The organism is Actinomyces oris, assembly GCF_001937665.1.
GTDB lineage: Bacteria > Actinomycetota > Actinomycetes > Actinomycetales > Actinomycetaceae > Actinomyces > Actinomyces stomatis.
The window spans coordinates 165,712-178,536 of the sequence record NZ_MSKL01000008.1; the positions used below are offsets into that span (position 1 = coordinate 165,712).

The 12,825-nt window shown below is 67.9% G+C and carries 11 protein-coding genes; 5 read left to right on the forward strand and 6 right to left on the reverse strand.

Features of this window, described 5'->3' with window-relative positions:
- Positions 1 to 175 precede the first annotated feature (175 nt).
- The gene (locus BKH28_RS04250) at positions 176 to 751 is read left to right on the forward strand and encodes a YbhB/YbcL family Raf kinase inhibitor-like protein (RefSeq protein WP_075417624.1); all 576 of its coding nucleotides are present in this window, start codon (positions 176 to 178) and stop codon (positions 749 to 751) included.
- Positions 748 to 1,611 carry an SDR family oxidoreductase gene (locus BKH28_RS04255; RefSeq protein ID WP_075417625.1) on the forward strand — a complete coding sequence of 288 codons (864 nt, stop codon included), beginning with the start codon at positions 748 to 750 and terminating at the stop codon, positions 1,609 to 1,611. The genes BKH28_RS04250 and BKH28_RS04255 overlap by 4 nt, the downstream gene beginning before the upstream one ends.
- Before the next feature lie 21 nt (positions 1,612 to 1,632).
- Here the strand turns inward: BKH28_RS04255 and BKH28_RS04260 are convergent, their stop codons facing one another.
- Positions 1,633 to 2,091: a tRNA (cytidine(34)-2'-O)-methyltransferase gene (locus tag BKH28_RS04260; protein ID WP_075417626.1), complete on the reverse strand. Its 459-nt coding sequence runs from the start codon at positions 2,089 to 2,091 to the stop codon at positions 1,633 to 1,635.
- Positions 2,092 to 2,159: 68 nt separating this feature from the next.
- Between BKH28_RS04260 and BKH28_RS04265 the strand changes: the two genes are divergently transcribed.
- Both BKH28_RS04265 and BKH28_RS04270 read left to right on the forward strand, forming a co-directional pair.
- A complete protein-coding gene (locus BKH28_RS04265; protein WP_075417642.1) occupies positions 2,160 to 2,813 on the forward strand; it encodes a GNAT family N-acetyltransferase in 654 nt (217 codons plus the stop codon).
- 5 nt (positions 2,814 to 2,818) lie between these two features.
- Positions 2,819 to 3,412, forward strand: a complete 594-nt coding sequence (locus BKH28_RS04270; RefSeq protein ID WP_075417627.1) for a YbaK/EbsC family protein — start codon at positions 2,819 to 2,821, stop codon at positions 3,410 to 3,412.
- A gap of 43 nt (positions 3,413 to 3,455) precedes the next feature.
- Here BKH28_RS04270 and BKH28_RS04275 read toward each other — a convergent pair whose 3' ends face one another.
- The 5 genes from BKH28_RS04275 to BKH28_RS04295 all read right to left on the reverse strand — a co-directional run bounded on the left by BKH28_RS04275 (position 3,456) and on the right by BKH28_RS04295 (position 10,573).
- Positions 3,456 to 4,907: a dihydrolipoyl dehydrogenase family protein gene (locus BKH28_RS04275; RefSeq protein WP_075417628.1), complete on the reverse strand. Its 1,452-nt coding sequence runs from the start codon at positions 4,905 to 4,907 to the stop codon at positions 3,456 to 3,458.
- 194 nt (positions 4,908 to 5,101) lie between these two features.
- Positions 5,102 to 5,692 (reverse strand): TetR/AcrR family transcriptional regulator, encoded by a 591-nt coding sequence (locus tag BKH28_RS04280; protein WP_075417629.1) that lies wholly within the window; start codon positions 5,690 to 5,692, stop codon positions 5,102 to 5,104.
- An 11-nt stretch (positions 5,693 to 5,703) separates the two neighbouring features.
- On the reverse strand, positions 5,704 to 6,588 hold the full coding sequence (locus tag BKH28_RS04285) for an alpha/beta fold hydrolase (protein ID WP_075417643.1): 885 nt from the start codon (positions 6,586 to 6,588) through the stop codon (positions 5,704 to 5,706).
- A 156-nt stretch (positions 6,589 to 6,744) separates the two neighbouring features.
- Entirely contained in the window at positions 6,745 to 9,417 is a 2,673-nt protein-coding gene (gene acnA / locus BKH28_RS04290) for an aconitate hydratase AcnA (RefSeq protein ID WP_075417630.1), read from the reverse strand.
- 235 nt (positions 9,418 to 9,652) lie between these two features.
- On the reverse strand, positions 9,653 to 10,573 hold the full coding sequence (locus BKH28_RS04295) for a hypothetical protein (protein WP_256695473.1): 921 nt from the start codon (positions 10,571 to 10,573) through the stop codon (positions 9,653 to 9,655).
- 643 nt (positions 10,574 to 11,216) lie between these two features.
- On the opposite strand from BKH28_RS04295, the gene BKH28_RS04300 reads away from it, so the two are divergent.
- Positions 11,217 to 12,825: DUF5979 domain-containing protein (locus BKH28_RS04300; protein WP_256695474.1), on the forward strand; the 1,609-nt coding region annotated here is incomplete at its 3' end.

Sequence of the window (12,825 nt, forward strand, 5' to 3'; positions counted from 1 at the left end):
ACTGCGACATCAATCGGGGGTGCCGGTCACAAGGAGGTCTCACGGCGAGATGAGTCCACCGACCCATCCCACAGGAGATCCACAGGGACGGGCCTGCGGAGAGGCGTCTACAGTTGGGGCTGTGCCCTCATGGAAGGCCACCACCCCTATCCATCACCTGCCTGGAGGTACACCTATGACAGCCGACCTCACTCGCCCCCGCCCGCCGGCCCCTACCGGCCTCCTGCCCTCGGTCCCCTCCTTCACGCTGACCTCTGCGGATCTGACCGAGCAGGGTCGGATCCCGGACATCTTCACCGGTATCCACGACAACGTCTCCCCCGCCTTGAGCTGGTCGGGCTTCCCCGAGCAGACGCAGTCCTTCGTCGTGTCCTGCTTCGACCCGGACGCTCCGACCATGTCGGGCTGGTGGCACTGGACCATCGTGGACCTGGACGCCTCGGTCACCTCGCTGGAGCGGGGCGCGGGGGCCAGCGACCTTCAGCTCGACGGTGCCGCCTTCCACCTGGCCGGGGACTCGGGCGACCACGCCTGGTTCGGCCCCTACCCGCCGGCGGGCGACGGCGACCACCGCTACGTCTTCACCGTCTCCGCCCTGGACGTGGACACTCTGGGCCTGAACGACGAGGCCAGTCCCGCCAAGGCGGCCTTCACCCTGGCACCTCACTGCATCGCCCGGGCCACGCTCATCGCCACCTACTCCGTGCCCGGGGAGCCCGGGTCCGCCGCCTTCCTCAGGGACGGCCAGTGAGCCCACAGATCGCCCAGGTCGACGCCTCGTCCTCCAAGGCGGGCCGACGTCGCCGTCAGGGGGAGTCCATCCCCTTCACTCCCGCCCATGGTTTCACACGCGCCGGTTCCGGCCGCCACCAGCGCCGCCCCATCGCGCTCATCACCGGAGCGACCTCCGGGATCGGCCTGGCCGTGGCCAGGGACCTGGCCCGGGACCACAACCTCATCCTGCTGGCCCGCTCCATCAACGACCTGGAGGAGCTGGCGCTCGCACTGGAGGAGGAGTCCCAGACGGCAGTTCTCATCTGCCCGGTCGACCTGACCGATGACACGGCCCTGGCCAGACTGGTCAGCCGGATCGACATTGAGAGCCTCGACGTGCTGGTGCACAGCGCCGGCATGGAGGCACCCGGTGCCGTTGACAAGATCACGCCCACACGTTGGCGGGCGGTCCTGAACCTCAACCTGGTGGCGACGGCGTATCTGACGAGTCTGCTGCTGCCGGCGCTGCGGGAGGCCCGCGGGCTGACGGTGTTCATCAACTCCGGCGCCGGAGTGACCCCCCGTTCGGGCAACGTCCTCTACTCCGCCTCCAAGGCGGGGCTGAAGTCCCTGGCTGACACGCTGCGCCAGGAGGAGGCGGGCAAGGTGCGAGTCACCTCGATCTACCCGGGTCGGGTGGACACCCCCATGCAGGAGCGGTTGCACGCCTTCAATGCGGCGCGCCTGCGCACCGAGGGAATCATGGCCACCCCCGCCTACCGGGCTGCGGACCATATGGCGCCGCAGTCGGTGGCCGCGGCCGTGCGCCTGGCCGTGAACACCCCGTTGGACGCGGTGGTGGAGGACCTGGCGATCCGACCCGCCGGCATGCTCTGAGAAGACGGTTGAAGCAGGGGCTCAGGCCCCTCCGGCAAAGCCCAGGGACCGCCAGGCCTCGTACAGGCCGATGGCGGCGGAGTTGGCCAGGTTGAGGGAGCGGTTTCCCTCCACCATGGGGATGCGCAGGCGGGCGCTCACCCTCGGGTGGTCGAGGATCTCCTGGGGCAGGCCGGTGGGCTCGGGACCGAACAGGAGGGCGTCGTCGCCGCGCCAGTCGACCTGGGTGTAGAGGCGCTCGGTGTGGGAGGTGAAGGCGAAGATGCGTCCGGGGACCTGCTCGAGGCACTCCTGCCAGGTGGCATGAACGCGCGTGTTGGCCAGGTCGTGGTAGTCCAGGCCAGCGCGGCGCAGCTTGGCGTCGTCCATGTCGAACAGGGGGTCCACGAGGTGGAGCATGGAGCCGGTGTTGGCGCTCAGGCGGATCGCCGCCCCGGTGTTGCCCGGGATGCGTGGCTCGAAGAAGATGACGTGCAGCACGGGGACAATGAGACCACATGCTGAGGCATCCCGACGACGTCCACACTCCGACTGCCATGATCGGCAGTATGAGCACCGCTGATTCGCATGCCCCGTCCCCCGTCCTGACCTGTGGCTCCCTGGCCGGCGACATCGTGCGCCTGGAGCCGCTGACGCCCGAGCACGTGCCGGGTCTGCAGCGGGCCGCCGAGGACGCCACCACGACTCCCTTCGCCACGGTGCCGGCACCTGGCGAGGTCGAGGACTACGTGACCCGCAGTCTGGCCCGTCGGTCCACGGGCACCTACGCGCCGTTCGCCCAGGTGGAGGTCGCCACCGGCCGCGTCGTCGGTCACACCGCCTACCTGACGCCCCGATGGATGCCGGACGGGCGGCTCTTCGCCGTCGAGGTCGGCTCCTCCTGGCTCTCGCCGGCTGTTCGCGGCACCGCCGTCAACCCGGCCGCCAAGCTCCTGCTGCTCACGCAGGCCCTCGAGGGCTGGGGCGTGGACCGCGTGGACATCAAGACCGACGCGCGCAACGAGGTGGCCCGCGGTGCGATCGCGGCACTGGGCGCGACCTTCGAGGGTGTCCTACGAGCCTGGCAGCCCTCCCTGGCGCCCGGTGAGGAGGGACGCACGCGCGACACGGCCATGTTCGCCATCACTCCGGAGCAGTGGCCCGGGGTCAGGACCCGTCTGGTGGAGCGCATCGAGAGGCGCTCCACGTCGTCGAGAGGATGAGAGGAATGACTGAGCTGCGTGACCCGGCTGAGGTCTTCGCTGCGGAGATCAGCTGGCAGCCGGCGCTGGAGCGTACCGATCTGCTCGCCGAGCCCGTGGCCGCCGCGCTGCGGGCGCTGGAGGCGGCCTCACCCGAGGGCGCGGACCTGGCCCGTCAGGCGCAGGTGGTCCCCATTGACCCGTCCCACTCCGACACCGACGCCCTCAACGCGCACTACTCCCTGGACCCCGAGGCGACCGGGAACTGCGTGCTCGTGGCCGGCAAGCGCACCGGCCAGGAGCGCATCGCCGCCTGCGTCGTGCGTGCCACCGACTTCGCCGACGTCAACCACGTCGTCAAGAAGCGCATCGACGTGCGCAAGGCCTCGTTCCTCCCGGTGGAACGAGCGGTGGAGATGAGCGGCATGGAGTACGGCGGGATCACCCCGGTCGGCCTGCCCGAGGACTGGCGGCTCTTCATCGACGGCGCCGTGGCGGACCGGGCCACCGTGCTCATCGGCTCGGGCGTGCGCCACTCCAAGCTCCTGGTGCCCGGGGCGCTGCTCGTGGCACTGCCGGGGGCCGAGCGCGTCGAGAGCCTGGGCGTGCGCCCCGCCTGAGCAGGTCATTCAGACCTTTCAGGCGGGGCCCGACCTCAGGTTCTCAGCCCAGGGAGTCCAGGACGATGTTGAGTCCCTCGCTCATGGTGGGGTGGGTGATGACGGCGTCACGCACCTGCTGCCACGTCAGGCCACCCAGCATCGCCATCTGGATGCTGGTGACAACCTCGCTGGCCTCGGCACCGATGATGGCGGCGCCCAGGATGAGGTCGGTGCGGGCATCGACGACGACCTTGAAGAAGCCCTCAGTGCGGCCCAGGGTCTTGGCGCGCGGGACGGCCGCCGTCGGGGTCTTGGCGACGCGTACCTCGTAGCCGGCCTGGCGGGCCTCGGTCTCGGTCAGGCCCACGTGCCCGAGCTCGGGCGTGGTGAAGACGGCCCACGGGATGAGGCGTCCGGTGGTGGATGCCTCCTTGCCGGCGAAGAGGTCGCGCAGGACGCGGAAGTCGTTCCAGGAGGCGTGCGTGAACTGTGGCGTCCCGGCCACGTCACCGGCGGCGTAGACGTTCTCGGCGGTGGTGCGCAGGTGGTCGTCGACGCGCACGAAGCCGCGCTCGGTCAGCTCCACGCCCGTGGCCTCCAGGCCGAGACCGGCGGTGACGGGGGTGCGTCCCAGGGCGACGAGCAGGTGGGAGCCGGTCGCCTCGCGCCCGTCGTCGGTGGTGACGACGACGCCGCCCCCGTCGGTAGCAGTGGCGACCTTCGAGGCGTGAGCACCGGCCAGGACCGTGACCCCCAGGGCCTCCAGGCCGGCGGTCACCTCAGCGGCGACGTCCTCGTCCTCGCGGTCCAGGATGTGCTCCCCAGCGTGAACAATGGTGACCGGCACGCCGAGGAGCCCCATGAGGGAGGCCATCTCGACACCGATGACGCCGCCGCCCAGGACCACGAGCCCGGTGGGCAGCTCGGGCAGGGTGAGCAGGTCCTCGCTGGTCCAGTAGCGCACGTCGGCCAGGCCCTCGATCGGTGGGACCGACGGCGTGGTGCCGGTGTTGATGAGGACCTTGGCGCCGCGGACGCGCCGCAGGCCGCCGTCGTTCAGGGTGATCTCAACGGTGCGCTCCCCCACGAAGCGGGCAGTTCCCTTGACGAAGTCCATGCCGGAGGCGGGGAACATCTTCTCGTGGGCGGCCACCATGCCGCCGACAACGGCCTCCTTGCGGGCGCGGAAGGAGGCCAGCTCGATGCGGGCCTGGGCCAGGGCGTCGGCGCCGCCGTCCTGCTCGGGCAGGGTGACGCCGTAGGCCTGCGAGCCCTGGACCTCATGGAGGACACGGGCGGCGGAGATGAGGGTCTTGGTGGGGATGCAGGCGACGTTGATGCAGGTGCCGCCCACCTTGTCCCGCTCCACCATGACGACCTTGTCGCCGGCCTTGGCGCGCAGCATCGCCAAGGACTTGCCGGCCTTCCCCCCTCCGACGACGAGAAGGTCGACCTCCTCGACCGGGACGTCTGTCTGGTTGAGTGCGTCGCTATTGACGGTGGGCTGGGACATGGGTGCGCATCTCCTTAGGCGGTCGCCACTCGGCGTGATCTGAACGCTAGGGCAACGGGAAGCGAGGGGGCCCTATTCCAGGGCGACTGCGGGAGCCTTCAGCGGATCACCGGCAGCACCCGGGGAAGCCTCACGCAACGCACCTCCTTCCAACCGGTCATTGAAGCGACTTATCCTTTTGCCCTCACTGATACCTAGCCACCCTGCTGTCCACCAAGAGCAATCAATGCGGCATCCAGAGAGTCGACGAGCGTGGCAAAACTCACGTCAATGGGTACGTCCATGGCGAAGCCCCCGTGGACCTCGATATCCACGAAGCCATGAAGCGATGCCCGGGTCATTCGCACAGCATCGACGACCCGCTCATCGGGAATGCGGTAGCCGGCCAGCGCCGCGGTAACAATGGCAACCGTGCGTTGAGCCGCGGATGAACGTAGCGGACTCGGACTCCCGTCCGACATCTCGACGGGAACCTGGGTCATCGGATAGAGCCCGGGATGCTCATGGGCGAAGCCTCGGTAAGCCTCAGCAAGGGCACGCAGGGCGTCACGTCCGGCCAGTCCCATGACGGAGGCCGCCAGGCGGTCGGCGAGCTCGTCCACCGCCCGCACGGAGACTCCTCGGATCAGGTCACCCATACCGGAAACATGCTTGTACAGGCTCGGCGGCGCGACTCCCAGATCGGCGGCCAGACGACTCAGGGACAGCGCCTCAAGACCATGCTCGTCAACGATCTGCGCCGCCCGCTCCACCACGCGCTCGGCACTCAGCCCTGCTCTGGGCATCTCCCTCTCCTTCACCTCTCCCCCGCCGACCCCGACCCGGCGTTGCCCGCGACGATACGCCGAGCGAAGTCGACCACACGCGGCCCGACGACGTCGGAGCGTTCCAGCATCGGGGCGTGCCCTGCGTCGGAAACCATCATGACCTCTCCCATCCCTTCACCAACGGCACGAGCGGCCCAGGAGGCCTCGGCCATGGGGTCCTTCCAATCAGGATCCTTCTGTCCCATGACCACGAGGACGGGACAGTCCACCTTGTCCAGCCAGGGGGTGACGACGCGGTGGTCGGTGCGAGTCGTGGCCCAGAAGGCGCGCCAGCGCCCCGGGCGGCGCAGCAGATCCACCAGGCTCGTGGCTCGCTGCCGAGCGTCATGCAGTCCCGGCCACAACCTGGCCGAGTAGCTGTTCCACACAGCAGGACCCCAAGGGCGCATCAGCGCGATCCCAAGCATGGTGCGCTGCACGAGAGTCTTGACTCGACTCTGCGGCCCACGCAGAAAGGGACAGACGAGGACGAGCCCGCACACCAGGTCGGGGCGGCGCCCGGCTGCGATCACCGCAGCAGCTCCGGACATGGAGGCTCCTACGACGACGACGGAGCCGGCGTCGAGAGCCTCGATCAGGGCAATGAGGTCGGATGCTGTGGCCTCGTCACCATAGGCGGTGAAGGTTGCTGAGCTGTCCCCGTGACCGCGCAGGTCCGCAGTGACAACACGGAAGCCCGCCTCGTTCAGGGACTGCGCCAGCGGTGCGTAGACGTCCCGCACGTCCCCCATGGCCGGTGAGCAGACGACAAGCGGCCGGCGGCTCATTGCGTCCGATCCGGCACCTGCACCGGCAGGCTCATGCACCTCGTAGGCGATGGTGCCGCCCGGCACCTCAAGTTGGCTAATAGTCATAGCCATGAAGTTACTGACATTCGCGCCCGAGGGCAAGCAGACTCCTTCCAGACCTGCTTGCAGACCAACGAGAGAACTCTCCCCACAGTGCCCATCAACTGAAGCGCGGGGCGATCGCCGATCCGCGATCGCCCCGCGCCATCAGCGCACCAGCTCTCAAGAACTCGCGAGCTGGCGCAGCACGTACTGCAGGATGCCGCCGTGGCGGAAGTAGTCGGCCTCGCCGGGGGTGTCGATGCGCACGACGGCGTCGAAGGAGGTCTCCGAGCCGTCGGCCCTCTGCGCCTTGACCGCGACGGTGCGCGGGGTGGTGCCCTCGTTGAGCGCCGTCAGGCCCGTGACGGAGAAGATTTCGGTACCGTCCAGACCGAGCGATTCGGCGCTCTGGCCAGCAGGGAACTGGAGGGGCACCACGCCCATGCCGATGAGGTTGGAGCGGTGGATGCGCTCGAAGGACTCGGCGATGACGGCCTTGACACCCAGCAGCGCCGTGCCCTTGGCGGCCCAGTCGCGTGAGGATCCCGAGCCGTACTCCTTGCCGCCCAGGACCACCAGCGGGATTCCGGCGGCCTGGTAGGCCTGGGAGGCGTCGAAGATCGACTCCTGCTCGCCGGTGAGGAAGTTACGGGTGTAGCCGCCCTCGACGCCGTCGAGCAACCGGTTGCGCAGGCGGATGTTGGCGAAGGTGCCGCGGATCATGACCTCGTGGTTGCCGCGGCGCGATCCGTAGGAGTTGAAGTCCGCGCGGGCCACGCCGTGCTCGGCCAGGTAGCGGCCGGCCGGGGAGTCGGCCTTGATGGCGCCGGCCGGGGAGATGTGGTCGGTGGTCACCGAGTCGCCCAGCAGGGCGAGCACCCGGGCGTCCTCGATGTCGGTGGCCGGGGTGAGCTCCATGGTCAGTCCCTCGAAGAAGGGGGCCTTGCGCACGTAGGTGGACTCCTCGTCCCAGGCGAAGGTGTCCCCCTCGGGGGTGTCCAGGCCCTGCCAGCGCTCGTCACCGGCGAAGACGTCGGCGTAGTCGCGCGTGTACATCTCGCGGTCGATGGTGGCGTCGATGACGGCCTGGACCTCGGTAGGGTCGGGCCAGATGTCGGACAGGAAGACGTCGCGGCCCTCAGAGTCCTGGCCCAGCGGCTCGGTGGCGAAGTCGATGTCCATGGTCCCGGCCAGGGCGTAGGCGATGACCAGGGGCGGGGAGGCCAGGTAGTTCATCTTGACGTCGGGGTTGATGCGTCCCTCGAAGTTGCGGTTACCCGAGAGCACCGAGACCACGGCGAGGTCGGCGTCGTTGACCGCCTGGGAGACCTCGGCCGGCAGCGGCCCGGAGTTGCCGATGCAGGTGGCGCAGCCGTAGCCGACGACGTTGAATCCCAACTCGTTGAGGGCGGGCCACAGTCCGGCCTTCTCGTAGTAGTCGGTGACGACCTGGCTTCCCGGGGCGGTGGAGGTCTTCACCCAGGGCTTGGAGCGCAGGCCCCGGGCCACGGCGTTGCGGGCCAGCAGGCCGGCGGCCATCATCACCGACGGGTTGGAGGTGTTGGTGCACGAGGTGATCGAGGCGATGGCGACGTGCCCGTGGTCGAGCTCGGTGGCAGTACCGTCGGCCAAGGTCACCGGCGTCGGCTTGGATGGCTGGGAGGCGTAGGTGGGCAGGACCTCCTGGAAGGACTCCTTGGCCTGTGACAGGACGATGCGGTCCTGGGGGCGCTTGGGGCCGGCGATCGAGGGCACCACGGTGGACAGGTCCAGCTCGAGGTACTCGGAGTAGACGGGCTCGCGGGCCGGGTCGTGCCACATGCCCTGGGCCTTGGTGTAGGCCTCCACGAGGCGCACGCGCTCCTCGGAGCGGCCGGTCAGGCGCAGGTAGTCCAGGGTCACCTCATCGATCGGGAAGATCGCGGCGGTGGAGCCGAACTCGGGGCTCATGTTGCCGATGGTGGCGCGGTTGGCCAGCGGCACCTCGGCGACGCCCTCTCCGTAGAACTCGACAAACTTTCCCACCACCCCGTGAGCGCGCAGCATCTCGGTGATGGTCAGGACCACGTCGGTGGCAGTGGCACCGGCGGGGATGGCGCCGGAGAGCTTGAAGCCCACGACCTTGGGGATGAGCATGGAGACGGGCTGGCCCAGCATGGCGGCCTCGGCCTCGATGCCGCCCACACCCCAGCCCAGGACGCCCAGGCCGTTGACCATGGTGGTGTGGGAGTCGGTGCCCACGCAGGTATCGGGGTAGGCCTGGGTGACGCCGTCGGCCTCGTGGGTGAAGACGATGCGGGCCAGGTACTCGATGTTGACCTGGTGAACGATGCCGGTGCCCGGCGGGACGACGCGGAAGTTGGACAGTGCCCCCTGCCCCCAGCGCAGGAACTGGTAGCGCTCGGCGTTGCGCTCGTACTCACGCTCCTTGTTGCGCTCCAGGGAGCCGGGCAGGCCGAAGGAGTCGATCTGCACGGAGTGGTCGATGACCATCTCAGCGGGGTTGAGGGGGTTGATGACCTCGGGGTCGCCGCCGAGGTCGGCGACCGCCTCACGCATGGTGGCCAGGTCGACGATGCAGGGCACACCCGTGAAGTCCTGCATGACGACGCGGGCCGGGGTGAACTGGATCTCCGTGTCGGGCTCAGCGGCCGGGTCCCAGGCGGCCAGGGCGCGCACGTGGTCAGCGGTGATGTTGGCGCCGTCCTCAGTGCGCAGCAGGTTCTCGGCAAGCACCTTGAGGCTGTAGGGCAGACGCTCTATGCCGGGGACGGCGTCGAGGCGGTAGATCTCGTAACCGCGGCCGTCCACGTCGAGGATGGAGCGGGAGTGGAAGGTGTCGAGGCTTGTCAACGTCGTTCCTGTTCTGCACAAGGGGACGGGCCGCCAAGCGCCCGCGGGGTGCGGGAGCCAGCCTGCCCGATCAGGCCGCGACACACGCTAGACGACGCTCCGTCATCCCGCGTCAACATGCCACAGAGCCTGAAGGATCCCCGGCAGGGTACCGATCGCGCTGCCGGGCCCGCCGCGGGGGCGGAGCCGATTAACGTGCGGTCACCGGCACCTATCGTCGGCAGGGGCTCCGCGCTCACGCAGGGCCAGGCCTCCAGTGCGCCAGGTGCAGCGCACCGGAATCGTCCAGGTCCATGACCCAGAAGGAGGACCCCAGCTCTCCCAGGGCGGAGTCGACGGCCACGACCGCGCCCGGGCGGGCCTCCAACGGCACCGACCACAGCTCCTCGCCGGAGGTATGCTCCTCCCGGTAGCCCGCGTCTTTCATTCCCTCCTGCGGCGCGAACGCACGGACCGCGACCGCCGTCCCGTCGTCGTCGACCACTACCCGCATCCTCCTGCCGGCCTCGGTGTCGACGACGACGAAGACCCCTTCCCGGGGCCCGATGCGTCGGACGCCCACCAGCACCAGGTTGTACTCGCCGCTGTCCAGGTCGTAGCGGTCCGACAGCCCGATGGAAACCTCGTTGTCCTCGTAGTCGAGCATCAGTGACGCCGTACCCGGGTCGTCGATGCCGGTGCACCACCTCTCCGAGCAGCCACGGGACTCCAGGCAGACGAGCTCACTTCTGCCACCGTAGCCGGGCACGACGGTCACGACGACGCCCTCACCGGCCACCAGGTTGACCGCCCGGGACACCGCCTCGGGCACTCTCCTGACCTCACCGGTCCCCAGATCCACGGCACCCGCATTAGTCCACACCAATCCACACGACACGCCCCCGGCCACCACCCCCTGAGGAGCCTCCAACGCCACCGACCAACGCACCCGCCCATCGGCACGCTCAAGCGCGCACACCCCCGCCCCCGCCTGAACCACCACACAGTTGTCATCCTCATGCACCAGCTTGGGCATCTCCGCAAAATCCTGGCGGGATGAACCGAGCCCCTCAGGACCGTCGTAGTCGAGGTAGTCCCCGCTCAAGGAACCGGTGAACCGCAGCCTCATGTCCGTCCGCCAGCTCGCCGCCACCGTCTCCCACAGACGACCGTCCACGTCATCACCATCATTGCGAATCCTGGTCTCAACCCCCGGATCCCGCACCGGCCGGGGACAGGCGCCACCACCATCCCGTCGGAGCACCACGCCGGCACCACCGAGCGCGACCAGCCCCGCAAGCGCACGACGACTCACCACCATGGAACTCATGGCGTCACGATGAACGCAGAACCGTGCCGCAGTCCATGGAGATATCTCCCCGGCGACCGGACCGCGCTCAGGCCTGCTCGACCTCCTGGACACGGCGACGCCCGGTACGCGCGCACAATCATCCGATCAACGAATATACCAATACGGCAACACAATGGTTACAAAACGTAATTTGCGCGTCCGCCATTAAGGTTCACCCCATAGTATCTCGACGGATTCCTGTATTTCCCCACAACACAGGAATGTCAACCCATGAAGATGGAGATAACGAATGCACCTACAGCACCTCTCTGTGCATCGCAAGTACGTGGCGACTCTGCTCGCCGGCGTACTGCTGGTCGCACTGGGTAGCTTTGTCGCGCTATTAGCACCTCATGCGAGCGCGAACCAGAATACCGGAGTGAAGGTCTCCTTCAGTCCTCTCATCCTCGCAGACAAGGATGGAACTGAGTTTCCGAACAAGACTGCGCATCTCGAGGACCCGGTTCGCATGAAGTTCGCCTGGGACGCCTCTACCGCCAATCCGCAGCCGGACGAGTCCTTCAGCATCGGCCTTCCGGCGGAGTACCGGTACCGCGAGATCGGTCGACACGACGATCTTGTTCTCGGGAACGGCACCAAGGTGGGTGACTGCGTCACGACCACCGAGACCCTCACCTGCACCTTCAACGCCGCGATCAGCGCCGCCACCGAGCTCAAGGGCTCGGGCAACCAGATGATCGTGGCCCAGAAGGTGACCCAGGACAACAAGACCACCTTCGACGCCAACGGCACCGAGGTCGAGGTCTTCCACCCCAACAACGAGCGGATTCTCCCTATCGCATGGGTTGAGAAGGACCTTGGCAAGTACGCCAACTCCCTCAAGCGCGAGTCCAGCAGCCTGACCTGGCACATCCAGTTCAGTGGTACGACCATCGCCAACCACCTGGGAGCGGAGGCGGGTAACGTCAACACCGTCACCTTCAACGACGTCTCCGGGGGCGGGCAGAAGCTCAACTCGGATCTCGGCTCCTGGTACGTGCGGGTCAACCCCGAGGAGTTCGGCGGTGGCGCCGACGGCTACTTCGACGTCGCCAAGGCCGATGGCACAGCCATGAACACCGACCACGGGAAGTTCACCCTGAAGCCGACCATCGGCGCCGACGGGACCACTGCGTCCATCACCCTGTCCCGTACGGACGGCAACTTCGCCAAGAACGCGAACTACGAGATCGTCTACCAGTCCCTGGCCGAGGGCGGCAAGATCGTCCCGGGCAAGGTCTACACCAACAGCGCCACCCTGAACGGCGGTAAGAACACCACGGTGTCCGCACAGATGGCCTACAAGGACCCGATCTCCTACGACGTGCAGCTGACGCAGGGCTTCGGATCCTTCGGGGTCAAGAAGTACGTCACCGGCGCTCACCAGAACGACGTCCCTGCGGACACCAAGATCCGCGTGAACGTCGCCTACGAGCTCCCCAACGGCACGACCGAGGCCGAATACCCAAACTGGGCCAACAAGCCGACGTCGAACCCCTACACCGTTGAGGTGGCTGCGGGCCAGCAGCAGGCCGGGGACACCCTGCGCGAGTTCCCCAAGGGAACCAAGATCACGCTGACGGAGGACACGTCCGCAGCGGCCCTTCCCGGGGCCCTTGGCTGGGGAGGCAAGACCTTCTCCGTCAACGGCACTGAGACGCCGGAGACCGTGACGTTCTCGGTCGATTCCTCCGTGCAGGCTGTGGGCCTGTACAACGAGGTCATTCAGAAGACCGGTTCCTTCTCCGTCGTGAAGAAGGTCGAGGGAAGCAACAAGGAGGCCTTCTCCAAGGAGACTTTCCAGATCGCCTACACGTGTGAGAACGGCTCCGAAGGGACCCTTGAGGTGAAGGGCGACGGCACGCCCGTCGACGGCCCGTCCGTACCGGTGGGTACCAAGTGCGAGGTCACCGAGAAGGAGAAGCAGGCTGACGGCGGCGCTGAGCGCGAGGGCTACACGGTCGACACCAAGATCGACAACGGAGCCTTCGCGATCAAGGAGGGCGCTGCCAGCGCCACCCTTGTCACGGTGACCAACACCTACACGGAGGTCCCGAAGCCCACGCCGACGCCCACTC